The sequence below is a fragment of the Peribacillus sp. TH16 genome, from assembly GCF_016651095.1.
GTDB classification, from domain to species: Bacteria; Bacillota; Bacilli; order Bacillales; family DSM-1321; genus Peribacillus; species Peribacillus butanolivorans.
Genome location: NZ_JAEKEM010000009.1, coordinates 397,125 through 423,206, shown reverse-complemented (window position 1 = coordinate 423,206; position 26,082 = coordinate 397,125). Strand labels below are relative to the sequence as shown.

Sequence of the window (26,082 nt, the reverse complement as noted above, 5' to 3'; positions counted from 1 at the left end):
CGAAGTGAAGCTAAAGTGACATTTTTTCAAAGGAAAGGTAAACTTAAAATAAGAAGGATTTACTCAAATCGGATTTTTATCGTTGCAAAATTACTAAAAAGAAAGCAGGGCACTGTTTGTGGTCACATTACATACATTATTGAAGTGAAACCGGAGGTGGGAAAAGATTGTCACGCTTAAAAGTAGAGGACTACCTTGAACAAGGAATGTACGGTCCAAAAGAAATAAAGCCTGGTGAACGAAGGGAATTCCTTGGCACATTACGAGAGCGCGTTATTGTCGTCCTAAAAAAACCTCAAGTATTTGAACTAAATGTATATCCAGAGATTGAGGAAATGATGAAGCAATTTCCTCTGTCAAATTTGTTTTTAAATGGTCAAATGGACTATCAATACCTAGGGAAATATATTAAATTAGCTAATCGACATAATATACCTTACAAAATTGTCCTAAACAAAGACCATAACTCCGAATTAGGCCTAGTACTAGCAGAAAAAAATGCCATAAATAAAGAAGAGATTTATATTGAGAAGAAGAAGCAGTTCAATCAAGTTAAAAAGAAAAACAGTGTCAAAGCATTTATCAAACAATTGGTTAGAAAATTTATAAAAAAACGCTGAAAAATTCAATCAGCGTTTTTTTAGTAAACTCCTATAGGGTTGTTGAAATTCATGAGTGATTAATGAAGTTATATTCAATTACCTAAATAAAATAAAAAGGATGCCTATCTGCTTTATGTATAGGCCACTTTTTGTTTTATCAGTTGGAAAAGTTGATCAGATAGCAAATCTGTTAATTATGTATTCATCTTCCTTAACCTATAAAACTTTCTGAAGTTTCCTATAATCGTTTTAACCACAGAATAAGCAGGGATGGCTATAAGAATTCCAATGAATCCGTATATTGAACCGGCAGCAAGTAGCAATAAGATAATGGTTAATGGGTGAATATTAAGTCGTTTCCCCATAATATTCGGAGTAACGAGGTGGCCTTCTGCTTGTTGAACGACAGTAAGGACAATGAGTACTTTTACAGCCAACCCTACATCTTGCTGTAAGGCTATGAAAAGGGCTGGAATAACGCTGATTAATGGACCTAGAAAGGGTACAACGGTAAAAATCATTGCGAAAAGGGCTAATACGAGTGCATAATCGAGTCCAATAATTAGGTACCCCACATACATAAAAGCCCCTATTACGATTGAAACGATGAATTGGCCGATGATATAAGTTGAAAGGGTTTTATCTACATCTTTTAAAATCGCGTTCCCTTCTGGTTCAACTTCATTCGGTATATACTTTAATAAAAACGGTCTTAGCTTATCTCCATCCTTCAAGAAATAAAATAAGATAAATGGTGTAATAACCAGTACAGTTAGAACACTTGTAATCGCAGAGAATATGGTATTAACATTTTCTATAAGTTTTTCAGAATAATTTTTAAAATGAGATATGCCATTTGCTTTCAAGTCTTTTATATTAACCATACCAAAATCATTTTGTTCTATCATGTCTTCAGATTCCTTAGAGAATTCCTTGACTTTGCTTGGAAGGTTAGCAGATAAATTTTGGAATTGATCCATGACTACAGGACTTCCAAAGTAGCTGCCTGTCCCGATTATTCCAAATATAACCAAGAAGACAATGAAAATGCTGACTGTCCTTGGTATAAATTTAGTTAAAAAGTTAACGACAGGTCGTAATATATAGTATAAGAGTCCAGCCACAATGATTGGGAAAAACATTGCTGTAATGATTTTTTGAATCGGCAAAAGAATATAATCAATCTTGCCTAGCAAAAAAATAATTAAAATTATTAAGATAATTCCACATGCATACTTAAAAAATGGTTTGTTTATCCACAAGACAATCCCCCTAAATCTCATCTGCTACTTAATACCCTTGTTAGGCTTAGAGTTAAACAATAATACCAACAGTAATAAATGATTAGGGGGAAATAGATGTAATTTGACATTAGATGGTTCAAGTACAGACTGTTTTCAAGCGAGATGTTGATTCTACCTTTAATTAGAATTCAAATATTTCGTAATTCGGAACAAAGGGTGTATTCTAAAGTAATTTCTAATTTAGGGCAGATGCATTCATCTCATTTACTTCACAGAATCATTGAAGTTCTTTAATAAACCAATATATTTCAAGTAAGAGGCAGCTGAAACCTCATATTAAAATACCAAAATTCTTTGGTTAAAATGAAAAACAAACCTCCATTGGAAAATGAAGGCCTTGTATTAAAAAAATTATGATGATTTTTTTATATACTTTATTTCTTCTACAACTTTTTTGTCCTGACGTGCATAAGCTCCGTAATACAGACCGCCTACGAGAATGGCACCACCAACAGCATTTCCAAGGAAGACTGGGATAAAGTTCATAAAATACTCACCCCAAGTAACGGCACCAACGAAAATTCCTGCTGGAATGACAAACATATTGGCAACAATATGCTGGAATCCAAGTGTAATGAAAGCACAAATCGGCAAGAACAATCCAATGATTTTTCCTGTAGTATCTTCAGCGCTGTATGTAATCCAAATAGCCAGGGCTACCAGCCAATTACAGCCGACAGCTGAAATGAATGCTTCGATAAAATTGGCATCAACCTTTGATTGTGCTGCAGCTATCGTTTTATTCAAAAAGATGTCAGTTTCGGTCAATCCAAGTAGATGTCCGAAAAAGTAAGCAACAAAAATGGCACCTGCGAAGTTGGTTATAGCAATTAAGATCCAGTTTATTGATAATTGTTTAACAGATACTTTTTTAGCAAGCGCAGCCATCGATACAGCCATCATATTTCCAGTTAATAATTCTCCGCCGGCAATTACAGTAAGTATTAAACCTAACGGGAATACTAAACCACCTATTAAGTTATTCAGTGTACCCCACTCATGTGGTAAGCCTGCGGTGACCCTTATGTTAAATAAATAGCCCAAAGCGATAAAGGCCCCACCTAGGAAACCTAGTATTATTAGACTAGTTAGCGGCAATGTTGCTTTCTTAGTTCCTGCTTTGATTGCAATTTTCGCCATTTGTTGCGGGTTATAATAACTCATATTGCTCCCCCTAGTTGATGTTTCAAAAAAATTTGTTAGAATGTGTTACTTATTTAGTAGTAAAAACCCTTGAAAATACTTACTAAACAAAGATTACCAACAGTTATTATACATTAGTTTTAAAAATATGCTATAACGAAATAACTAATTTAGGATTTTTTTATAGAAAAAACTAAGCCTTTATCACAGTTTAGGGTGGTTCAAAAATATATAATACAAAAAGAAAATGCTAATAATATAAAGCCTGAATTTTTAAAAGTGTAAATTATAGACTGCCTTTTAAATATGATAAAACGATTTTATACTTTTGAGTTTGAGTGCAATAGGGGGAGTAGGGTAGATAGTAATATGTATGAAAGGGAAGGGAGGGATTATGAATTTACTGAGGTTTCTAGAAGTTTTATATTGAAGTTCCTGAAAAGTGCCATTCAGTAATTGTTTTCAATTTTTATAAAATGTAAATTCTGATGAAATATAATAAAGAGTAAAATATAAAATGAAAAAGGCATTATCACAAGAAAATTCCCAATAAGGAAGTTACCTTGATAATGCCTTGATCTAGTATATTTATCGAACAAAATAGTCAGAAAAACTACTCTCTAAATTTATGATATTTTACTTAATTTATTAGTAAATCCTTGTTTCTGTTCTCTTTGCATTTTTTTGATATCTAAACGCAGCCAGATGGAAATCAAGAAAGCAATTGCAATTAATGCAGCGAAAACATAGAACACTGGAATATAACTGTTTGTACTTTCTCTAATTGCGGTAACCAGCATTGGTCCACAAACTCCTCCAAGAGACCATGTTGTTAAAAGATAACCATGGATAGCACCAATTTCTTTTGTTCCAAATAAATCTCCAGCAAATGCAGGAAGATTTGAGAAACCTCCACCATAACAACTAACAACTAACAATATAAGACCTTGGAACAATAACGAATTTGTAGTAGTTGGAAGTAAGAGGAACGCTCCGATTTGAATAATAAAGAAAATGACGAAAACATTTGGGCGACCAATATAATCAGAGGCTGCTGCCCAACCAAGTCTGCCTCCACCATTGAAGATTCCCATGATACCAACCAGAGTTGCTGCGCCAGCTACAGACAATCCAACTACGTCTTGAGCCATAGGAGAAGCCACAGAAATCATCATAATCCCTGCACTAGTATTAATTAATTTCATCGACCAAAGCATCCAGAAATGTTTTGTTTTAACCGCTTCTTTTGCAGTTAATTGTCTTAGATCTTTCTTAATTTCTTTTTTTCCTGACTCAATATCTTTTTTCATACCTTCAGGAATCCAATTCGCTTTTGGTGGTGCAATGTATGAAGCACCTAAAAACATAAGAATGAAATAGCCTGCTCCTAAAATGTAATAAGTAGAATAAATTCCAACGGATTCCATAAGGCTTGCTGCAACTGGGGCTGTAATAAGAGCTCCAGCACCAAAACCGAGTACAGCCATTCCTGTTGCTAGTCCTCTTCTATCAGGGAACCATTTGACAAGAGTAGATACTGGTGAAATGTATCCAATACCCATACCAAGACCACTTAATACTCCATATGTTAGTAAGTAAAGTGGAAGTGAATCGATCATGACAGCCAAACCAGAACCGGCTTGTCCTAAACCGAATAATACAGCAGCAACTAAGGCTGATTTTCTTGGACCATTCTTTTCAACAAATTTCCCAAAGAAAGCTGCAGAGGTTCCTGCAAGCGCCATCATAATTGTAAATGCTAAAGTTACTTCAGTTTCTGACCACCCCATAGTCTCAACTAAAGGTTTCTTGTATACGCTATATGCGTATGCACCACCAATGGAAAGGTGAATAGCAATAGCTGATAAAGCAATTAACCACCTGTTTTTTGTCATATTGTTACCCCTTTTCGTGAATTATAAGAGAGTGGCATGCGTTTTATCTATAATAATATGAGTTGCATGCATTTTATCTATCTCGTGGGATAAGTATATAAGATTATTATTTAGTAGTAAACTACTAAATTAAATTTTACTAAAAAAAATGTTGCTATAACATTCTTGTACAAATCCGAATCGGCTTAGGGAAAATATTTATTTTATATCTTACTCACATAGGGAATAGGAAGCCAATTTTAGATGAGAGGCATAAATTAGCAGCTGTAGAATGTTATATAAGAATCTCTTGTATCTTGAATGTGATTGGCATTTTGAATGTGGCAAATGCCCTTAATTCGCTCCATTCTATCTATTTTGAATCGGTAATGATTTCCCTTCGCTATTGTAGGTCTTATGTAATCAAGATGGTAATCTTCAACGGCAAACGGAAAAGATGCACATTGGCATTATTCAATGATATTTGTTAAAATTAACTTAAGACTTTATAAAAGAATCTTCAGAATTCCAATCAAGCCATTAGTATTAGAGGATTTTAATAGGGATAATAAAAGTTTTTTTCTTACAAAAAAGGAATATTAGAGTCTTTTTTCAGGAATCATACGTAAAGTAATCAAAAAAATCAAATTATTTTGAAAAAATTCCGAAAATTTAGTCATAAGGGCTTGAACTATGATTCCTGATAGGAGTAAACTAAGTTAAGATAGATTTTATGGAAGTGAAATCTTGTAAAAATATTCAACAAGGGGTTTTGGTAATGAAGGAACATGACATGCAAATCACGCTTAGTACAACAAAGAAAGAAAAACCACAAGCGGACCAGCTTGAGTTCGGTAAGAAATTTACCGATCATATGTTTATTATGGATTACACACGAGGGCAAGGGTGGCATGATCCAAGAATTGTTCCTTATCAACCGCTCGCATTAGAGCCGTCAGCTATGATTTTTCACTATGGCCAATCTGTTTTTGAAGGATTAAAAGCATATGTATCATCAGATGATGAAATTATTTTATTCCGCCCGAAAAAGAATTTTGAACGCTTAAATAATTCAAATAGTCGCCTATGTATACCAGATGTTGATGTGGATTTCGCGTTAAAGGCCTTAAAAACCTTAATTAGCGTTGATAAAGAATGGATTCCTCGAGCAGAAGGGACGTCCTTATATATTCGACCTTTCATTATAGCTACTGAACCTTATCTCGGAGTTTCTCCATCAGATCGCTATCAATTTATCATCATTATGTCACCGGTAGGTTCTTATTATAAAGAGGGAATTCACCCTGTTAAAATAGCGGTGGAATCAGCTTTTACACGTGCCGTAAATGGTGGTACAGGAGAAGCTAAAACAGGTGGTAATTATGCATCAAGCCTTAAAGCTCAAGAGGAATCTGAAAAGATGGGATATTCTCAAGTGCTTTGGCTAGACGGAGTAGAAAAAAAATATATTGAAGAAGTAGGAAGCATGAATGTCTTCTTCAAAATCAATGGTGAAATCATTACTCCAGCATTAAATGGTAGCATCCTTTCAGGAATTACTCGGGATTCTATTATTGAATTGTTAAAGCATTGGAATCTTCCAGTAACAGAACGGCGTATTTCTATGGAGGAAGTCTATGAAGCCTTTAAATCAGGACAATTAGAAGAGGCATTCGGTACTGGTACAGCTGCTGTGATTTCTCCAATTGGTGAATTCTTGTGGAATGGTGAAGAAATGATAGTTCAAAACGGAGAGACTGGTGAATTATCTAAAAAACTTTATGATACATTAACTGGTATCCAAACAGGTAAGGTTGAAGATGAATTAAACTGGACTACGAAAGTTGAAGAAAAAGTCACTCAATAATATTTTAAAACAAAAAAACCTTCTATGAAGGTTTCAGGCTGTCGACAAAGTCGACGGCTGTTTTTTATAAAAAGTTTAGCAACAATATATTGTGTCCTTCTTTCAAATTTACAACTAAGTATGCTAATTAAAAGATAAAAACCCCCTTTTTCTCCAACAATTCTTTGGGAAAAGGGGTTTGTCTACACTCTGAAACCTTCTATGAAGGTTTTTTTGTTTTATATTCTTTTAAATAATTATCTTGTGCCGGATAGCGACAGCTACAGCCTCTGTACGATGATTGACTCCTAATTTCCTAATGGCAGAAGAAATATAATCCCTAACAGTGTATTCACTTACCCTCATCTTTGGTGCCATTTGTTTTAACCCTAGACCATTAGCTAAATATTGTAGGACTTCGACTTCACGATTACTAAGAAGGTATGAGGGGGGGGAGGATTCTAAAGTTGTACTGACTGCCAGTTCTAAATAATGGGAAAGCTTCATTAAATCATGCTTTGTAACAGGTTCGTTGGTCTGTATTGGGTCAACTAAAACAAAACCAATAACCATTTCATTGACCATAACCGGAATTACAGCTAATGAAGAGATTGCAAATCTTTTAACGTATTTTGCAGGTATGGATGATTTCGTATGTTTAATTGTTAAATATACTGGTTTGTTATTTATGAGAGCTTGGTGGATGGGGTATATATCATGAATATTTTCTTTGACATGATGTAACGAAATTGTTTCTTTACTTGTGCATGAGTAAATACCTTCACCCATACCACTTAAACAAGAGTAACTGAACAAAGAGGCACGTTGAAATGAAAAAAAATCTACACAGCCCTTTACAATCATTTTGGATTTATTTCTCATATCTTTTTGTATGGAAATATTTTTAACATGATTCAACAAGGTTTCCTCAAGCATTCGACTTTATTCCTCCCTACTTTTTCAGTGATAGGTAAAAACTTACTAATATCTTACAATATAAGGTAGGGCCTTACAAATTTGATTATCTATGCTTAAGTGTTTACAAGTTTACGATTCTCTATTTTAAGGAGGATAAAAAATGAAAAGAACGAATTTGACGACCAGCAGCCGAAGTTTTAGAGAAGATACCCTTCCGTTTAAACTCTATCAAAAGGCAAAAAAATTCGGTGTATGGAATCCGCGTGACATTAATTTCAGTCAGGATATAGAAGATTGGAAGTCGTTTACTAGTATTGAAAGAGAAGTTTTATTACGGATTATTTCGCTTTTCCAGGGCGGAGAAGAAGCCGTAACATTGGATTTACTTCCGCTTATTATGGCTATAGCAAAGGAAGGTAGAATTGAAGAGGAAATGTACTTAACAACTTTCTTATTCGAGGAAGCAAAGCATATGGAATTTTTCCGTTATACTTTAGATCAAATTGGTGAAACAGGTGATCTAACAGTTTATCATTCAGAAACATACAAATCTATTTTTTACGAAATACTGCCTGAGGCGATGGAGAAACTAATACACGATCAGTCTCCTGAAGCATTGGCGGAAGCGGCCACTGTATATAATATGTTTACCGAGGGAGTACTTGCTGAAACCGGGTATTTTGGGTTTTATCAGACACTCGAAAACAATAATATGATGCCTGGTTTATTAAAAGGGGTAGGCCTTTTGAAAAAAGATGAATCGCGCCATATTGCATATGGCACTTTTTTGCTCCAGAGGATTATCAGTGAGCATCAACATATTTTTAGACAAGTTGAAAAAAGAATGGCAGAACTTGCCCCACTTGCCATCGCGTTAAATATGGAAGGATATGATCGGTTTGGCAATCCATTTGATAATGATAAACAAGCTGTTTTAGATTTCACCATGAAACAATTAGCTGTTCGGATGGAAGTATTGGCACGGGCCAAGGGTAAGAAAATTGAAGAAATCTATCAAAGTAACGAAAAGGAATATGGAGTTTTGTAAAAAGAATGAAAAATAGGATATGACTGTACGTGATGATGTAAAGAAATTTATTCATTTAAATAGGTGGTGGATATACGGCGCAATAATTTTTCAAGCAGTTTGGGAATCTTAACATTCCTGGCTGCTTTTTATTTTTAGCATTAAAGTCTAATCTATTAACATAAACCACAGGGTGTCTCCAATTATGGTTCAATAAGTCATTAAAATTATAAAACAATTAAAGGCAGCAGGAACGACAATACTTCTAGTCGATCAATTTTGATAAAAGGTCCGTTGTTTTTGCAGGTACTAATGATCAACTAAACCGAGATGTAATGAATAAATTTTTAACTTAAAATTTATGAAAATCATTTATATATTTGAAATTTGAGCAAAAAGGAGGCGGGTATAAGGAAATGTCCGTCTCCTTCTATATGTTAAACAGATTTGAGTTTATATTTGTTAAGCAATCGTGATTCAATGAATTAGTTATTGTTTTTTCCTAAGTTTTCCTGAGCCATCTGTATAAGTTCCTTGACCATACCTCCTCCTAACTTTCCACCAATTTTTCCAGCTTGCTTTGATGTCAGTTGACCGTTATAGTCTTTTTTCAGTGGTACGCCAACTTCTTTTGCAACTTCAAACTTTGCATCTTCATGATTCTTCGTACCAGCTACTTTGGCTTTTAAATCATCAAGACCTTTTCTAGCTCCCGCTACTAGGATTTTATTTCTTCTTGTCATATATAATCACTCCTTAGTTTTTAGGTTATCCTAAAGTATAGAAAATGATCATTAACCTCTTTATTTTAATCTTTTATTTAGGTTCTACTTTGTATTTACCTTAACATTATAGGGAGATTTGCTTTAGTTTGATTTCTAGGAGTTTTTGCCACAGACCAGTCCATTATAATAATTCATGAGATTGGATTCACTCTGCTTTTTTTTGCAGACTAGCTCAGGCTGATACAGATGAAATCAAAAAAATTTGAATCTATTGCAGCATCTTTTAATATGACGAGAGAATTAGCTGTTATGGACGTTTACTTTATCAAATTCTGGGTATAAGATAGTATATCAATTTGAAGGAGAAAAGAGATGCTGACTGCGAATTCATGTTTGTTAACGAAAGAAGATATGAAAAATCCTGATCGAGTACCTCGATGGTTAATCAAGGAATATCAAACTTTCCACAATACAGTGATGGATAAAACATTTCCTTGTTATTTTGGTATGAACGCGGAAAAAAAAGGTGAGCTTCGTTATGCATATATTACACAGGAAGATTGGTCCAATCTCCCAAAAGCTGTGGAAAGCTTTCTAGACTTATTCCAGGAACCTCCATATGTCAGACATGGTTTGTTTGTTTTTATGGAGCCAGAAAAGCAAGAGGGAGATTTAGAATTATATCGAAAACGATTTTGGGAAATCCTTCAGTATCTTCATATAAATGATAAGAAACCTTGGCCAAATGAAAAGCCAAAAGATCCGGATCATTATTTATGGGATTACCATTTTGCAGGGGAACCAATTTTTATCTTTGGTAATGCACCTGCATATAAACAGCGTAAAACCCGTGATTTAGGAAATAGTCTTGTACTAGGCTTCCAACCCCGAATGATCTTTGAAGGATTAGAAGGTACAGAAAAAGGCGGAATCATGTCACGTGAAAAGGTGCGTGAACGAGTAGAAAAATGGGATAATCTCCCGAAACATCCGGATATCAGCCACTTTGGCGATGTAAATCATAATGAATGGAAACAATTTTTTATTGGTGATGATATTGAACCGATAAAAGGAAAATGTCCTTTCAATCATAAAGAGTTATAAACGAGAGTATTTGCTCTCGTTTATTTATTTGCTCTTTTCTTCTATATTATATGCTTGTAACTGTTAAAAAGGGGATTTAGAAAGTTCACCATAACTCGAGAACTCCGATATTTATTTCTTTATATGTCTGTAAAAGTATCTAAAACACAAAATATAGTATATAACCCCAAAAACATATATCTTGTTTTATTTTATTAACACAATTATAATGTGTATGTAGGAATTGCAGTTACTTCGAGATATCTTGATTAAATATTTCGGTTTAAACTGTGCTATTCACATACACATATTAATTACAATTGGGGGAACCAACTATGTCTAAAGTATTATTAATCAAAGCAAACGACCGTCCAGCAGAGCAAGCAATCAGCGTGAAAATGTATGAATCGTTTTTAAGCACATATAAAGAAGCAAATCCTAACGATGAAATTACTGAATTGGATTTATTCAAACTCAACTTACCATATTACGGAAACACAGCAATTACAGCGATATTCAAACGCAACCAAGGTATGGAATTGACTGAAGAAGAATCAAAAGAAGCGGATAACGTGCAACAATACTTGAACCAGTTTCTTGCTGCTGATAAAGTAGTATTTGCATTCCCGTTATGGAACGCTACGGTACCGGCTCCTCTTGTAACATATATTTCTTATCTTGCTCAAGCAGGTACAACATTTAAATATACTGCGGAAGGCCCAGTTGGTCTTATTCCAGAGAAAAAAGTGGCTGTACTTAATGCTCGTGGTTCAGATTATGCTTTACCAGGAATGGATGCTGCTGAAATGGCAGTGAAATTTGTAACAATGAATCTAAACCTATGGGGGATAACGAACCCAGAAACAGTTGTTATCGAAGGGCACAATCAATATCCAGACCGCACACAAGACATTATTGCTGAAGGATTGACGAAAGTTGTAGAAGCTGCAGCTAAATTCTAATTATATTTTATGTAATAACCAGTATGTATTTTTAGCATACTGGTTTTTTTATGCAGGTTTTTCTGAAAGTCGCTTATAATAGAGGGTAAGCCTATAAGTATGAAAGGAAGTGCCAATAAAATGCAAACGTACAAAACACGTGACGAAATCAAAGAGGAAGAAACTTGGAATCTAAATGATATTTACGATAACAAGGATAAATGGGAAAAGGATTATCAAGAAGTCCTTAAGATGACAGAAAAATTAAAAACCTATGATGGACAAATTCAGACAGCTCAAGACTTGTTTGAGTATTTACGGTCAAGTGAGGAACTTGGTTACATTTATAATAAACTCTATGTATTTGCAATGCTGCAAACAGATTTGGATACAAGGGTTACTTCATCACAGGCTTTGCTTGATCGGGCAAGTCAGTTAGGTCAGAAAATTAGCAATGCTTCTTCATTCTTCATGCCATTTCTTTTAAGCCTAGAAGAAAAAACGCTAAAAGGGTACATAAAAGAAATCGAGGGTTTGAAATATTTTGAAGAAGATTTACTAGATTCTTATCGATATAAAACCCATGTGTTAACGAAAGAACAGGAAGAGGTCCTTTCCCAAATAGGTGAAGCCTTTTCAGCACCACAAAAAACATTCGGGATGATCAACAATGCTGACATTAAGTTTGGTGAAGTGACAAATGGAGACGGCGAAAAAGTAGAGCTGACCCGAGGATTATATTCAAAATTGATTGAAGATGACAATCGTGATATTCGAAAAGAGGCATACATTGCGTATTATCAGCCATATGTACAACTGAAAAATACGATTGCTTCAACACTTTCAACAGCAATCAAGAATAACGTGAATCTCTCTAAACTAAGGAACTACCCTTCTGCATTAGAAAAATCATTGTTCGGTGATCAAGTTCCAAAAGAGGTATATGATAACTTAATTATGTCTACTAAACAAAATATAGGACCGATGCATAAATACATCCAGCTGCGGAAAGAGCTTTTGGGTGTAAATGAATTGCGTGCATACGATTTAAGTGTGCCATTGGTCGAAGGTGCAAAAGAAGAAATATCATATGATGACAGTTTTGCTTTAATGATTGAGGCGTTGAAACCGCTGGGTGAAGAATATACTTCTATCTTAAAAACCTTTAAAGAAAAACGCTATATTGATGTCAGAGAAACACCTGGAAAACGGTCTGGGGCTTACAACTTAGGACTTTATGGTGTTCATCCATTTATCTTACTAAATCACCGTGATGATCTTGACAGCGTATTTACACTTGCGCATGAATCTGGCCATGGGATGCATTCATACTATAGCTCAAAATATCAACCGCAAATAACAGCAGGCTATTCCATTTTTGTAGCGGAAGTTGCTTCTACGGTGAATGAAATTCTGCTGATTCGCCATTTAATTAATACAACAAAAGACGATCAAAAGAAAAAGCACTTACTTAACCATTTTATCGATAGCTTTAAGGGAACTTTCTTCACACAGGTGATGTTCGCAGAATTTGAAAAGATCGTTCACGAGAAGGCAGAAAATGATGAACCACTAAATGCCGAGGTGTTTAACACAGCTTATGAAACAATTTTCCGAACATATAATGGTGATGAAATAGTTTTCGATGAAGAAGTGAAGTATGGCTGGTCACGCATTCCGCATTTTTATCGTCCATTTTATGTGTATAAATATGCTACAGGTTACGTTTCAGCTATTACAATTGCAGATAAAATTCTTTCCGGAGATCAAAAAACCCTCGAAAGTTATTTGACCTTCTTGAAAAGCGGCAGTTCTGATTTCCCGTTAGACCTGCTCAAGAAAACAGGCGTAGATTTAACTAAACCTGAGCCTATTGAAAATGCTATGAGGATTTTCAGTGATTTAGTAGAACAATTCACAGAGCTGACAAAGGGCTAATGTAAACCATTTCTTCCAAAAGAGCCCATGGTATGATGAAATAAAAAATGCTATAGTAAGACTATTGGCAAATGAGAGGCCCAATCTTTTGATTGGGCCTTATTTTATATGTTAAAGAAGAGATATTGTCACGGGACAGGTTTTGCATAAAAAGCCTAGAGCCTTGGTTATTCATCGCAATAGCGCCTAGCTAATGGGCCAGTTCTTTATACATCCAAAGGCATATTTTGTGAGGAAAGTGAAAAATGAATTCAACGGTTAACTATATAAAAGAATGGCAACAGGCACTTCAACTTGAAATTTTGCATTTGAAAAAATACGGAAGCACAAAATACCTTGTTTCGAATGGCCATTTACTTACAAGTGATGGTTCTTTCACCTACTATTTTGAAACAAGCTCCTCGATAAAAATTCCTATAGGTTCCATTATTCGATTGGAATGGGGAGGAATAAAACAGGATGGGAGGGTCTTATCATCTGAAGGGAAAAGTATAATCATCGCTTTTGAACGATCATTAGGTGATTTAATCGGGGAAGCTTTTTTATACCATGATCCCTGGGAATTACTAGAACAATTGATTACCCGTCTAGATGAAATCAAGAGAAGCAAAAAGAAAAGGCTACGGATTAAGCGTCTAATGGATCCATCTATGCCCCAAAAACATCCGGTAAATGAAAAACAAAGCAGTGTAAAAGAATTATATGCACGTTCAAAATTTAATCCTGTCACTTTTGTCTGGGGACCTCCAGGAACAGGAAAGACTTATACATTGGCACGTACGGTTGCAAATCATTATTTCCAAGATAAAAATATCCTGGTGCTGTCACATAGCAATCAAGCTGTCGATGTACTGATGGCTGAAATCTCTACATTTATTAAAAAGAAAGACCGTTTCCATGAAGGGGATGTGCTTCGCTATGGTTCACAAATAGGTGATTCTCTAGCTATCCATGATGATATTGTTACAGGTCAACTATTAGGGAAGCATGAACCGGACTTGATGAAAGAAAAAGAGCAACTTGCAGAAGAAAAGAGGTTGTTAAAGCAGGATTTAGCTGGTTCATTTAGCAAAAGAGATACCAATCATTTAATTGAATTAGAAAAAAATTAGCTAAAGTATTAGAGAAAATTCGTCAAAAAGAGATGCTACTTGTGAAAGAGGCTAAAATTATTGGAATGACCTTGGCTAAAGCTGCTAGCGATGAAACGGTATACCAAAAAGAATATGATCTAATCATTTTGGACGAAGCCAGCATGGCTTACGTACCGCAAGTAGCTTTTGCGGCAGCCTTATCCAAACATATTATCGTTTGCGGTGATTTCAAACAATTGCCACCAATTGCTTCTGCACGTGATTCTCTAGTGAAACTTTGGCTGAAAGAAGACATCTTTCATCGCGCGGGGGTTGCACAATCAGTAGAAGAGGGGGAACTTCATCCTCATTTATTTCTCTTAAAAGAACAGCGCCGTATGCATCCAGAAATTTCGGCATTTACGAATCGTGTGGTCTATAACAATTTTGTTGGAGACCATGAAAGTGTTTTGACAAGTAGAGATAGCATAAGATCAGCGGAACCGTTTGCAAATCAGGCAGCTGCACTTGTCGATACTAGCTTTTCAGGTGAATATTGCATGACGGAACGCACATCCCATTCGAGAATGAATCCATGGCAGTTGCTTTTGTCCTTTCAGCTGATTCATGAATCGTATGTTGGCGGGGCTCGATCCATTGGTTATGTTGCTCCATATCGTGCCCAGGCTAACTTGATGGAAAAACTTTTGGATGACTTGTATAGTCAAGAAAGGCAAACAGCAGACATCATAGCTGCAACTGTACATCGTTTCCAAGGCAGTGAAAGGGATGTCATGATTTTTGACACGGTTGATAGTTATCCGCAAAATCGTGCAGGAATGTTGCTGACCGGAAGAGAAAGTGAAAGGCTAATAAATGTGGCGATAACAAGGACCAAAGGGAAGTTCGTACATGTTTGTGATACTTCTTTTGTTAATAAGCATGTTTATCGTAGCAAAACACTTCGTCAGCTTGTTGATCATCAAATCCAAAACGGTCAGATGGTCGCAAGGAAAGATATTGGAAAATGGGTGAAACTTCAGCATCCCCGACTGCAATGGATGCATGCCCGTAAGTTGGACAACTTATTAGCAGATATAGATTCCTCTAAACAAGAAATTATTGTGGCCGTGCCAGATTTTAAAAATTTGTCAGAGGAATGGAAGCTGATTCTAATGAAAAGAGACCCTGAAGTCAAATTGACTATCATTTCAGGGAATAGAAATCCGGAAATTTTTACAGATTATTTCATTTGTATGCCAGTTTCCTTCTCTTTTATTATCATCGATGGTCATGTTGTCTGGTTAGGATTGCCTGTAGAATCGAATAATCGAGTGCAACCTCCCTTTGTAGCGGCTCGCTTGGATTCACCTATTATTGCAGAAGAAATCTTATCTCAGTTTAAAAAAAATGAATAATTTAAAGGAAAGGCCCAATTTTAGGGTCTTTCTATTTTTTTATTCAATAAATATTCCTTAAAACATCTCTTTAGAATATATGGTAAAAACAAATCGGGTTCCATCTATAAGAGTAATAAAAAATGTATATTTTAAAAATAACCTCGTTAGAATTTACAATTCACTCCTATTTACCAATCCAGAATATCCACTTATTATTTCAGCTAAGAGTTACAAACTAAACTAACAACAAGCGTATTAGGCGACATTTTATATTCAATGTTTTACGATTATATAACTAAGAGAGAAATGGGAAGAAGGGAACCCTAATGAAGCTAAGCATTTTAGATCAATCACCAATCGCATCCGGTCAAACCGCGCAGCAGGCATTGAACGATTCACTTTTACTCGCACAAGAGGGAGATAGACTTGGCTATAGCAGGGTTTGGTTTACGGAACATCATGATTTACCAGGATTAGCCTGTTCAGCTCCGGAGGTGTTGATAAGCTATATTGGTGCGCAAACAAAAAACATTCGAATTGGAGCAGGGGCTGTGTTGCTTCCGCATTACAAGCCATATCGCGTTGCAGAGACCTATAATATGCTTGCAACACTTTTTCCGGGCCGAATTGATATCGGCATAGGACGTGCTCCAGGAGGATCGGCAGAAGCGACTATGGCATTATCCGATAATTATCTGCAAAATGTATACAAAATGCCTGACCTCGTAAAGGAACTATTGTATTTTCTTCGAGAGGAATTTCCAAAAGATCACCTTTTTGAAAATACTTCTGCTGCACCAATCCCAAAAATTCCACCTGTACCATGGGTACTTGGAACAAGTGAAAAAAGTGCAAAACTCGCGGCGGAAAATGGGGTTTCTTACGCATTCGGTGAATTCATGAGCGACAATGATGGGATTAAGAGTCTTCAGTATTATCGTGAACATTTTCAAGCAAAAGGGATCCTGAATGCGCCTAAAACAATATTAACGGTTTCGGCCCTTTGTGCCGAAACCGAGGAACAAGCGAAAGAGATAGCACTAAGCAATACACTCTGGAAAATCCAAAGTGGCTTTGGGGAAAGAAAAATGGTCCCAAGTATAGAAGAGGCGAGGGAGTATGCATGGAATGCAAAAGAAAAAGAACTGAAGGGAAAGATGGATAAAAAAATGATTATGGGCACACCTTCAAAAGTAAAGCACCAGCTCTTGGAGTTACAGGAGAAATATCAAGCAGATGAAATCATGCTTATTACTATAACTCATAAGTTGGAGGACCGTCTGAAGTCGTATCGTTTGATTGCTAAGGAACTTCTGCTCAAATAATCAGGTAGAGCATTTTGTGTGCAATTTATCTGCATTTTCTATATGATGACTTTGCGTCCAATTAATCATAATTGAAAGAAGTTGAAGATATGAATGCTGATCAGCCTGCAAAAAAACTTAGAGACATTTCTTTTTCCGTACTGGACCTAGCTTCTATTGTCGAGGGTGGTACAGTATCAGCAGCCTTTAAAAATACAGTAGATTTAGCTCAGCATGTGGAGAAATGGAATTATAACCGTTTCTGGGTAGCAGAACACCATAGCATGCCTGGAATCGCTAGCTCTGCGACCTCTGTGTTAATCGGTTATGTTGCTGGAAGGACAGAAAAAATACGTGTGGGTTCTGGGGGCATAATGCTTCCAAATCATGCACCACTCGTCATCGCAGAACAATTTGGAACGTTAGAAGCTATGTATCCTGGTAGAATAGATTTAGGATTAGGTCGTGCTCCAGGAAGTGACCAATATACTGCAATGGCTCTCCGTGGCGATGTCCGTAATAATGGCCAAGATTTTCCTGAGCAGTTAGCGCAACTCCGCAGCTATTTAGATGCTGATTCAAAACATAATCGAGTCCGTGCTATTCCTGGTGAAGGGCAAGATATCCCGATTTGGCTGCTTGGTTCAAGCGGCTTCAGTGCGGCACTATCAGCACAGCTGGGATTACCATTCTCATTTGCAAGCCATTTTTCACCTGAAAATACTCAACCGGCTTTAGCACGTTATCGTAATAATTTTCAGCCATCAGAAGTTTTAGATAAGCCGTATGTGATGGTCGGTGTCAATGTATTTGCAGCGGATACTACTGAAGAAGCACAAAGAATTGCTACCTCTTATCAGCAGCAATTTTTAAACTTGATTCGAAATACACCTGGACAAATGGCTCCGCCAGTTGATACGATGGAAGGTATTTGGACAGAATATGAAAAAGCCATTGTCATGAAACAACTGAACGCTTCTATTGTCGGAAACCCGAAAGAAGTTGAAGAACAATTACAGACCTTTTTAGATGAGACTCAGGCGGATGAAATGATTATTAACTCTGCCATTTATGATCATAACGCACGCCTTCGTTCCTATGAAATCATTGCAGAAGTTACTGGAATGAAATAAGTGTAAATGTGAATGAGCTTGCAGATTATGTGTCTGCAAGCTCATTTTCAATTACATACCATATCTAATTACTTAGAATCTTATAAATAAAGTAAGGAGAGAAGCATGAAACAGGAAGAACCTTTATCACTATTATTTCACTTCACAGATAAACAAGATGTTAAAAAACCGTTATATTTTACGGAACCGAAAGAAGTTTTTATCGCCCATTCTTTACAGGATGTCCTCCCTCAATTCCAAAAGGTCCAGGCAGCAATCGAGCAGGGATATTATGCAGCAGGCTATGTATCTTATGAAGCGGCGCCTGCTTTTGAAAAGTCTTTTAAAGTAAAAGAAGGAGCAAAAATGCCGTTATTGTGGTTCGGTATCTTTGAGAAACCGGAAGAGTTCCCGGGAAAAATAACTGGTTCATTTCAATTAAATGATTGGGAATCAGAAACGGATTCCCATACATATCATTCTGGGTTTCAAACGATAAAAGCTGAAATCGAGAAAGGCAATACCTATCAAGTGAATTATACGATGCGATTGCAATCTATGTTCGAGGGGGACGACTTTGCTTTCTATGATCGGCTAAAGAGAGCACAACGATCGAACTATAGTGCTTATTTGAATATCGGGACACATCGAATTCTGTCGGCTTCTCCCGAGTTATTTTTCCGCTGGGAGGATGGTCAGCTAATTACTCGTCCAATGAAAGGGACAGTCAAGCGTGGGATTACCGTGAAAACGGATCAGGCAAATGCGGACTGGTTAGCATGTTCTGAAAAAAATCAGGCTGAGAATTTAATGATTGTTGATTTGCTCAGGAATGACCTAGGAATGATTGCTGAACAAGGGAGCGTTCAGGTACCGAAACTTAAGGAAATTGAAAAGTACCCGACTGTGTGGCAAATGACATCAACCATCACAGCTAAAACGAAACCAAAAACAACGATTATTGATATATTCAAGGCGCTTTTTCCCTGTGGATCGATAACAGGAGCACCGAAAATCAAAACGATGAAAATTATCACTGAACTTGAGAATTCTCCACGTGAAGTGTATTGCGGTGCAATCGGCTTTATTACCCCGGAATGTGAAGCAGTTTTCAATGTACCTATTCGGACGGTTGTTATCGAAAAGGAAACAGGAAAAGCTGAATATGGGGTAGGAGGGGGAATAACCTGGGATTCTGTCTTACTTGAGGAGTATGACGAAGCCTTTTTAAAAGCTAAATTATTGTCAGAGGAAAGACCTACCTATCAGCTGTTAGAGTCGATTAAGCTTGAAGGTGGCCAGTATTTTTTATTGGATGAGCATATTGATAGAATGATGCAGTCAGCTGGATACTTTGACTATCCGTTTTCTGAAACAGAACTTAGAAATAAGCTCCAAAAATATGCAGATTCACATTATGATTCGATGCAAAAAGTACGGGTTCTGCTTTTTGAAAATGGAGATTTTGAAGTTTCAGGACAAATAATCAAGACAATGGAAGCAGAAATTTCAGCTATCATAGCCGAAAGTCCAATATCAACTGAAAATCCATTTCTCTATCATAAGACGACTAACCGGGAAGTTTATGAAAAATTTCAAACTAGGCACCCTGAGTTCTATGACGTTTTACTTTGGAATGAACAAGGATATATTACAGAGTTCACGAACGGAAATGTAGTAGTAAAGATAAATGGAGATCTGTTCACCCCTCCAGTAGAATCAGGATTGCTTGCAGGGACTTTCCGTCAGGAGCTATTAAGGAAGAAAGAAATAAAAGAAAAATTAATAACAAAGGCTGATCTTCATAATGCTGAGGAAGTTTGGTTTATTAATAGTGTGCGAAGGGGATTAAAAGTGAATCTTACATTTTAAACCAAAATTGTCCTAGTAAAAGAGTACTGTATTCGTACATAGCAATTTGCTAAGTTATAGTAGATGATAAATATTGTTACATATGACTAGGAGGGAAATGCTATGGAGAAACAAAAAATCGCATGATTTATCTTTGATAGAGTGGAAAGAGAAATATCCTTTACTAAAAAAACTTATAAAGACAGATGAAGTTTTTTGGTTGAATCCCAATTATGGAAGCAATCAGGGCATTTCAATCGCTTGGATTTAAGGTTACTGTACATATGTCGGCAGATGCCAAGCAGTGGAAAAAAGATAAACTAAGAAACCTTGGTGTCATTGTAAAGGAATATGAAGACGATTACAGTAAAGCCGTCGAAGAAGGGCGAAAAGAAGCATCTCTTGACCAAAATTGCCATTTTATTGATGATGAAAATTCAAAAGATTTGTTGCTAGGCTATGCGACAGCTGCAACACGTCTGAAAAATCAATTAAAAGGAATGTCGATCCCGGTTGACGAAGATCATCCTTTATTTGTTTACTTACCATGCGGAGTAGGTGGTGGCCCCGGCGGTATAACATATGGGCTAAAATTGGCCTTCGAAGACGATGTCCATTGCTTTTTTGCAGAGCCAACACATTCGCCGTGTATGTTGCTTGGATTGGCAACGGAACTTCATGACAAAGTCTCGGTACAGGATTTTGGAATTGATAACAAAACGGAAGCAGATGGACTAGCGGTCGGAAGGTCATCTGAATTAGTTTCTAGTATGATGACATCAATTCTAAGCGGCAGCTATACAATACAGGACAAAAGATTATTTGACTTGCTTCGAGAGTTGGCTGAGACAGAAGGATATTATTTAGAGCCGTCTGCCCTCGCAGGAGTATATGGACCAGTTCAATTGTTCAGTAGCGAAGAGGAAAACAATATCTCAAGGATCAAAAACTTCAAGAAAAAATGAAACAGTCCACACATATTATTTGGGCTACAGGTGGCAGTATGGTACCAAAGGTCATGATGGAAGAATATTTAACTAAAAGTTTAAAAAGAAAAAGGAAGTTTACATTTGTGAACTTCCTTTTTCTTTTTAAAACCCCCAGGAGTTCAATAAAAGATGAATAGCTTTTTCTAATTCTGCTTCAGGTATCCCTGCAAAGCCTAATATAATTTTAGGAGGATGTTCATCTATTTTCTCAATGGAATAAGTGGAAAGTCCGTATATTTTAATGTCGTCATCAGCCGCTTTTTGAATTAGTGTTTGTTCATCCATCCCATTTTTCACGGTGAGAACAATATGCAGTCCTGATCGTTCACCAATGATTGATATTTGTTGATGATAGGGTTTAATCAAATCAATCACTTTTTCTAATTTACGGCGGTAAACTTTCCTCATACGATTTAAATGTTTTTCAAAATCTCCCTCCCTCATAAACTCTGTTAAAACATGTTGGTCAATCCTTGATACGGTTGAATGGTAGAAAGATAATTCCTCTTGATACCTCTGTAATAACGGAGCTGGAAGAACCATATAACTGATACGAATCGAAGGCATCAATGATTTGGAAAACGATCCTAAGTAAATCACTTTTTCTCCAACATCCATACTTTGTAAAGAAGGAATCGTTTTTCCACTATAACGAAATTCACTATCATAATCGTCTTCGATAATATATCTATTTGCTGCCCCTTGGGCCCAATTCAACAATCGTGTACGTCTGTTAACAGACAGAATTGTTCCATAGGGGAAGTGATGGGAAGGGGTTACATAAACTACATCAATTGAAGACTGCTCAATAGGGTTGACCTTCACCCCTTCTTCATCAACTTCTAATGGATATACATCATTTGGATAGCTACGTAAAATACGATAAATCAAGTGATAACCGGGATCTTCGACTCCGTATATGGTGGTTTTATCAAAAAGAAGAACAAGCTGCTGTAGTAAAATTTCCAGTCCCGCACCAATGATAATCTGTTCAGGGACACATTGGACCCCACGAGCATGATATAGATAGTGGGCAATTTCACAACGTAATTCATATTCACCTTGAGAATCTCCCAGTAAAAGAAGGTCTTGATGAGATTCATCGATTTTATTTTTAATATACTTTCGCCATTTTTCAAATGGAAAGTTCTCAGTATCAATTTGGCTTGGGTGAAAATGATAGAGCAATTCCCTTACTTTATTATCATTCTGTTCTAAGGGAACATTGTCAGTTTGAGTATACTCTAAATCCTCAAATGTTTGTATGTAGTATCCCTTTCTGGGAATAACTTCAACGTATCCTTCAGCAGTTAATTGTTCATAGGCAGTCTCGACTGTATTTTGACTAATCTGCAGAAACTCCGCTAATTTTCGCTTCGATGGCAGCTTCGTTCCAAAGAGAAGACGTCCATCAATTATCTCTTTTTTAATATGCGAATATAATTGTTCGTATAATGGTTCTTCACTCATACGATTTAAGTTACAGGTTAACATATTCATTTTGCTTCCGCCTTTTTTAAATAATTCGTATCTGACCCCATTAAATTATTGAAAACTGATACTTTCAATACGGTCATCTATTTTTTATACTAATTAACAAATCTAAAAAATGCAAATATTAGGGGGAAGTAGAGGGAAAATTATTAGGAACTGACCCCATTAAATTATTGAAAACTGACACTTTCAATACGGTCATCTATTTTTTATACTAATTAACAAATCTAAAAAATGCAAATATTAGGAGGAAAAGTAATGGAAAAATTATTAGGAACTGACACAGTAAAAAGAGGAATGGCACAGATGCAAAAGGGTGGCGTAATTATGGACGTCATTAATGCAGAACAAGCAAAAATCGCCGAAGCAGCGGGTGCTGTTGCTGTCATGGCTTTAGAAAGGGTACCTTCTGATATTCGTGCAGCTGGTGGTGTAGCAAGAATGGCAGATCCTCGTATCGTTGAGGAAGTATTGAATGCTGTTTCTATTCCGGTCATGGCTAAAGCAAGGATTGGTCACATTGTTGAAGCAAGGATTCTGGAATCAATGGGTGTTGATTATATTGACGAAAGCGAAGTGCTGACGCCTGCTGATGAAGAATATCATTTGTTAAAAAGCGATTTCACAGTACCTTTTGTATGTGGATGCCGTGACTTAGGCGAAGCTGCACGCAGGATTGGTGAAGGAGCATCGATGCTTCGTACAAAAGGAGAACCTGGAACAGGAAATATTGTGGAAGCTGTTCGACATATGAGAAAGGTTTTGTCCCAAATTCGTAAAGTGAGCGTAATGAGTGACGATGAATTAATGACAGAAGCAAAAATCTTAGGTGCTCCTTATGAGATTCTAAGAGAAATTAAGCGGACAGGTAAATTGCCTGTAGTTAACTTTGCAGCAGGTGGAATTGCTACTCCAGCAGATGCAGCACTGATGATGGAACTGGGCGCAGATGGCGTATTTGTGGGTTCAGGTATATTTAAATCAGAGAATCCTGAAAAATTTGCAACTGCAATCGTTCAAGCGACTACATATTATACTGATTATGAATTGATTGGCCGGCTGTCAAAAGAGTTAGGCAGTGCAATGAAAGGTATTGATATTTCTAAGCTTGCTCCATCAGAACGGATGCAGGAACGTGGCTGGTAATATGATAACCATCGGTGTTTTGGGTTTACAGGGTGCTGTTGAAGAACATTTAAATCAAATTAAAGCTGCAGGTGAACAAGCTATAATTGTTAAAAAACCTGAACAGTTAAAAGAAATTGATGGCTTAATTATTCCAGGCGGAGAAAGCACTACGATGAGAAAGCTCATGGATCGTTACGGATTTATGGAACCCATCAAAACCTTTTTTGAACTAAAAAAACCTGTCTTCGGTACATGTGCGGGAATGGTATTGGCCGCAAAGAAATTGACTGGGGATGAAGAGGCTTATCTTGGATTAATGGACATTTCCGTGAAAAGGAACGGATTTGGACGTCAGCGGGATAGTTTTGAAGCACAACTCTCGATCAAAGGAATGGAAGAACCATTTACAACTGTCTTCATCCGGGCACCATTCGCTGAAGAAATTGGTGAAGACGTAGAGGTATTAGCTCTTTATGAAGATCATGTTGTTGCTGCGAGACAAGAACATGTCCTGGTTAGTGCTTTTCATCCAGAATTAACAGGGGATAATCGTTTTATACAACTCTTCATCGAAATGGTGAAAGAAACTATCAGTAAAGTTGAAGTAAAAATGTGCTAAATATTAATGAGCTGTCCTATTTTAATAGGGCAGCTCAGTTTGTAGACAAAAGGGGTACAGAATGTTTTAATTCTGGACCCCTTTTGAAATTCCCTTTGAATTTTGATCAAGATTAAGAGATTGGGCCTCTACGAGCCCACTTTATTAAGCCATTATTGGACCTTGCCATGTCCAATTGGCAATCTTCTTTAAATTCATGGCAGCGAATGTAAGCATCGCCTGCATCGACAATTTTTTAAGTCCCCTTAAAGTAGTCCAACGCATACCATGCTTTTCTTTTGCATCTGCGAATACACGCTCTATTGTTTCTTTGCGTTTCGCATATATAGGTTTTACATCCTTGTGGTGACGCAGATGATCTGCTTCTTCCATATAATTTTGCCAGATATGGCGTGTCACCACTTTTTGATGGTCTTTGCTTACTGTACACTGTGATAAAAATGAGCATGTCGCACAAGTGTGTTTGGGTGATTTGTACTCGCGATAGCCCTCTTTATTAGTTGTTGAGTACTTTAAAATCTCGCCCGATGGGCAGAGATAACAATTAAAATGTTCATCGTAAACATAGTCATGCTTGCGAAAGAACCCTTCTTTTGTTCGTGGACGTGTATAGGGTAAAGCTGGTGTGATTTCTTTCCCAAAAAGGTAGCTTGTAATGGCTGGTGTTTTGTAAGCTGCATCTGCGGCAACAGCTTCAGGTTTTCCAACTTTCTCAATCACTTGTTCAACAAGAGGCTCTAAGATATGACTATCATGCGTATTTCCTGGTGTTACAATCGTCCCCAGCACAAAACCGTTGCGGTCTGCAGCCGCATGAAATGAATAGGCAAACTGTTTTGTTCGTTCATCTTTTACATAGTAGCCACTCTCAGGGTCAGTTGAACTTTCTTTAATTTCTTTGGTTTCTTCTTTATCAAATTTATCCGGTGGAAAAGGCTTCTTTCCCTTGTTTTCACGATCTTGATTTATTTCTTCTTGAAGGCGTCCTTGATATGCTCGTGTTTCCTTACGAACGATTTTCTTTTCGAATTTCCGCTTATTCGCACTGGCTTTCACATGTGTTGAATCAACGAATACGTGCTCTGCACTAATTAACTTTCTTTCTGAGGCTGTCATTAAGATACGATAAAAAATCTGTTCAAACAGGTCTGTATCTTTAAAGCGACGCTCATAATTTTTCCCGAACGTTGAGAAGTGAGGTACTTTATCATGGAAACCGTAACCTAAAAACCAACGGTAAGCCATATTCGTTTCAACTTCTTCAATCGTTTTACGCATCGAACGAATACCGAAGGTATATTGAATGAATGTCAATTTAACTAAAATAACTGGATCAATACTTGGGCGGCCTATCTCTGAATACATCTCTTTCACCAAGTCATAAATGAAAGTGAAGTCAATGGCCCCCTCAATTTTACGAACCAAATGGTTCGCTGGCACCAGTTGATCCAAAGTAATCATTTCAAGTTGATCTCGCTGAATAGAATTATGTTTCGAAAGCATCGTCATCACCTCAAGTTTTAATACTCCTATATTAAAACAAAAAAGACTGTAGGAAAAAGTGTTTATTTCTAATTGTTAAAACAAAGTTGATTGGAACGGAAGGTGCGAGACTCCTGCGGGAAAAGCGTGTCCAAGGGTGACCCCACAGGCGCAAAGGCGCCGAGGAGGCTCCCTGACCGCCCGCGGAAAGCGAGTGCCTGGAGTGGAA

The 26,082-nt window shown here is 36.7% G+C and carries 20 protein-coding genes and 1 pseudogene; 14 read left to right on the top strand and 7 right to left on the bottom strand.

The window, feature by feature from the left end; genetic code table 11:
- Window positions 1-167 precede the first annotated feature (167 nt).
- Window positions 168-620, top strand: coding sequence for a YueI family protein (locus JFV29_RS16010; protein ID WP_082527393.1), 453 nt, complete (start codon window positions 168-170; stop codon window positions 618-620).
- A 176-nt stretch (window positions 621-796) separates the two neighbouring features.
- Here the strand turns inward: JFV29_RS16010 and JFV29_RS16005 are convergent, their stop codons facing one another.
- From JFV29_RS16005 to JFV29_RS15995, 3 genes are all read right to left on the bottom strand, one after another.
- The gene (locus JFV29_RS16005) at window positions 797-1,864 is read right to left on the bottom strand and encodes an AI-2E family transporter (RefSeq protein WP_201185170.1); all 1,068 of its coding nucleotides are present in this window, start codon (window positions 1,862-1,864) and stop codon (window positions 797-799) included.
- A 393-nt stretch (window positions 1,865-2,257) separates the two neighbouring features.
- On the bottom strand, window positions 2,258-3,070 hold the full coding sequence (locus JFV29_RS16000) for a formate/nitrite transporter family protein (RefSeq protein WP_201185168.1): 813 nt from the start codon (window positions 3,068-3,070) through the stop codon (window positions 2,258-2,260).
- A gap of 605 nt (window positions 3,071-3,675) precedes the next feature.
- Window positions 3,676-4,944: an L-lactate MFS transporter gene (locus tag JFV29_RS15995; RefSeq protein WP_116820574.1), complete on the bottom strand. Its 1,269-nt coding sequence runs from the start codon at window positions 4,942-4,944 to the stop codon at window positions 3,676-3,678.
- A gap of 757 nt (window positions 4,945-5,701) precedes the next feature.
- Here JFV29_RS15995 and JFV29_RS15990 point away from each other — a divergent pair.
- Window positions 5,702-6,790 carry a branched-chain amino acid aminotransferase gene (locus JFV29_RS15990; RefSeq protein WP_057218925.1) on the top strand — a complete coding sequence of 363 codons (1,089 nt, stop codon included), beginning with the start codon at window positions 5,702-5,704 and terminating at the stop codon, window positions 6,788-6,790.
- Between the two features lie 228 nt (window positions 6,791-7,018).
- On the opposite strand, the gene JFV29_RS15985 is transcribed toward JFV29_RS15990, so the two are convergent.
- Entirely contained in the window at window positions 7,019-7,705 is a 687-nt protein-coding gene (locus JFV29_RS15985) for a response regulator transcription factor (protein WP_201185167.1), read from the bottom strand.
- 142 nt (window positions 7,706-7,847) lie between these two features.
- On the opposite strand from JFV29_RS15985, the gene JFV29_RS15980 reads away from it, so the two are divergent.
- Complete coding sequence (locus JFV29_RS15980; RefSeq protein ID WP_201185165.1) at window positions 7,848-8,735, top strand: R2-like ligand-binding oxidase; 888 nt, start codon at window positions 7,848-7,850, stop codon at window positions 8,733-8,735.
- Between the two features lie 464 nt (window positions 8,736-9,199).
- Here JFV29_RS15980 and JFV29_RS15975 read toward each other — a convergent pair whose 3' ends face one another.
- The gene (locus JFV29_RS15975) at window positions 9,200-9,457 is read right to left on the bottom strand and encodes an alpha/beta-type small acid-soluble spore protein (protein ID WP_053346373.1); all 258 of its coding nucleotides are present in this window, start codon (window positions 9,455-9,457) and stop codon (window positions 9,200-9,202) included.
- 354 nt (window positions 9,458-9,811) lie between these two features.
- Between JFV29_RS15975 and JFV29_RS15970 the strand changes: the two genes are divergently transcribed.
- From JFV29_RS15970 to JFV29_RS15935, 9 genes and pseudogenes are all read left to right on the top strand, one after another.
- A complete protein-coding gene (locus tag JFV29_RS15970) occupies window positions 9,812-10,543 on the top strand; it encodes a YqcI/YcgG family protein (RefSeq protein ID WP_201185163.1) in 732 nt (243 codons plus the stop codon).
- A 299-nt stretch (window positions 10,544-10,842) separates the two neighbouring features.
- Window positions 10,843-11,484, top strand: coding sequence for an FMN-dependent NADH-azoreductase (locus tag JFV29_RS15965; protein ID WP_397329003.1), 642 nt, complete (start codon window positions 10,843-10,845; stop codon window positions 11,482-11,484).
- Between the two features lie 120 nt (window positions 11,485-11,604).
- Window positions 11,605-13,401, top strand: coding sequence for an oligoendopeptidase F (gene pepF, locus JFV29_RS15960; protein WP_201185159.1), 1,797 nt, complete (start codon window positions 11,605-11,607; stop codon window positions 13,399-13,401).
- A 245-nt stretch (window positions 13,402-13,646) separates the two neighbouring features.
- Window positions 13,647-14,513, top strand: a complete 867-nt coding sequence (locus tag JFV29_RS31165; protein ID WP_274606986.1) for an AAA domain-containing protein — start codon at window positions 13,647-13,649, stop codon at window positions 14,511-14,513.
- 41 nt (window positions 14,514-14,554) lie between these two features.
- Window positions 14,555-15,892 carry an AAA domain-containing protein gene (locus JFV29_RS30630; RefSeq protein WP_342366567.1) on the top strand — a complete coding sequence of 446 codons (1,338 nt, stop codon included), beginning with the start codon at window positions 14,555-14,557 and terminating at the stop codon, window positions 15,890-15,892.
- A gap of 308 nt (window positions 15,893-16,200) precedes the next feature.
- On the top strand, window positions 16,201-17,199 hold the full coding sequence (locus tag JFV29_RS15950) for an LLM class flavin-dependent oxidoreductase (RefSeq protein ID WP_201185157.1): 999 nt from the start codon (window positions 16,201-16,203) through the stop codon (window positions 17,197-17,199).
- An 89-nt stretch (window positions 17,200-17,288) separates the two neighbouring features.
- The gene (locus JFV29_RS15945; RefSeq protein WP_201187887.1) at window positions 17,289-18,311 is read left to right on the top strand and encodes an LLM class flavin-dependent oxidoreductase; all 1,023 of its coding nucleotides are present in this window, start codon (window positions 17,289-17,291) and stop codon (window positions 18,309-18,311) included.
- A 105-nt stretch (window positions 18,312-18,416) separates the two neighbouring features.
- Window positions 18,417-20,162, top strand: a complete 1,746-nt coding sequence (pabB, locus tag JFV29_RS15940) for an aminodeoxychorismate synthase component I (RefSeq protein ID WP_201185155.1) — start codon at window positions 18,417-18,419, stop codon at window positions 20,160-20,162.
- Window positions 20,163-20,398: 236 nt separating this feature from the next.
- Window positions 20,399-21,267: pseudogene (locus tag JFV29_RS15935) on the top strand (D-serine ammonia-lyase); the annotation flags it as partial.
- Here the strand turns inward: JFV29_RS15935 and pdxR are convergent.
- Window positions 21,233-22,630: a MocR-like pyridoxine biosynthesis transcription factor PdxR gene (gene pdxR / locus JFV29_RS15930; protein ID WP_201185153.1), complete on the bottom strand. Its 1,398-nt coding sequence runs from the start codon at window positions 22,628-22,630 to the stop codon at window positions 21,233-21,235. The pseudogene JFV29_RS15935 and the gene pdxR overlap by 35 nt on opposite strands.
- Window positions 22,631-22,882: 252 nt before the next feature.
- On the opposite strand from pdxR, the gene pdxS reads away from it, so the two are divergent.
- Both pdxS and pdxT read left to right on the top strand, forming a co-directional pair.
- The gene (gene pdxS, locus JFV29_RS15925; protein WP_053346361.1) at window positions 22,883-23,770 is read left to right on the top strand and encodes a pyridoxal 5'-phosphate synthase lyase subunit PdxS; all 888 of its coding nucleotides are present in this window, start codon (window positions 22,883-22,885) and stop codon (window positions 23,768-23,770) included.
- A gap of 1 nt (window position 23,771) precedes the next feature.
- Window positions 23,772-24,371 carry a pyridoxal 5'-phosphate synthase glutaminase subunit PdxT gene (pdxT, locus tag JFV29_RS15920; protein ID WP_201187884.1) on the top strand — a complete coding sequence of 200 codons (600 nt, stop codon included), beginning with the start codon at window positions 23,772-23,774 and terminating at the stop codon, window positions 24,369-24,371.
- 144 nt (window positions 24,372-24,515) lie between these two features.
- On the opposite strand, the gene JFV29_RS15915 is transcribed toward pdxT, so the two are convergent.
- Window positions 24,516-25,874, bottom strand: coding sequence for an IS1182 family transposase (locus JFV29_RS15915; protein WP_201185151.1), 1,359 nt, complete (start codon window positions 25,872-25,874; stop codon window positions 24,516-24,518).
- Window positions 25,875-26,082: the final 208 nt, after the last annotated feature.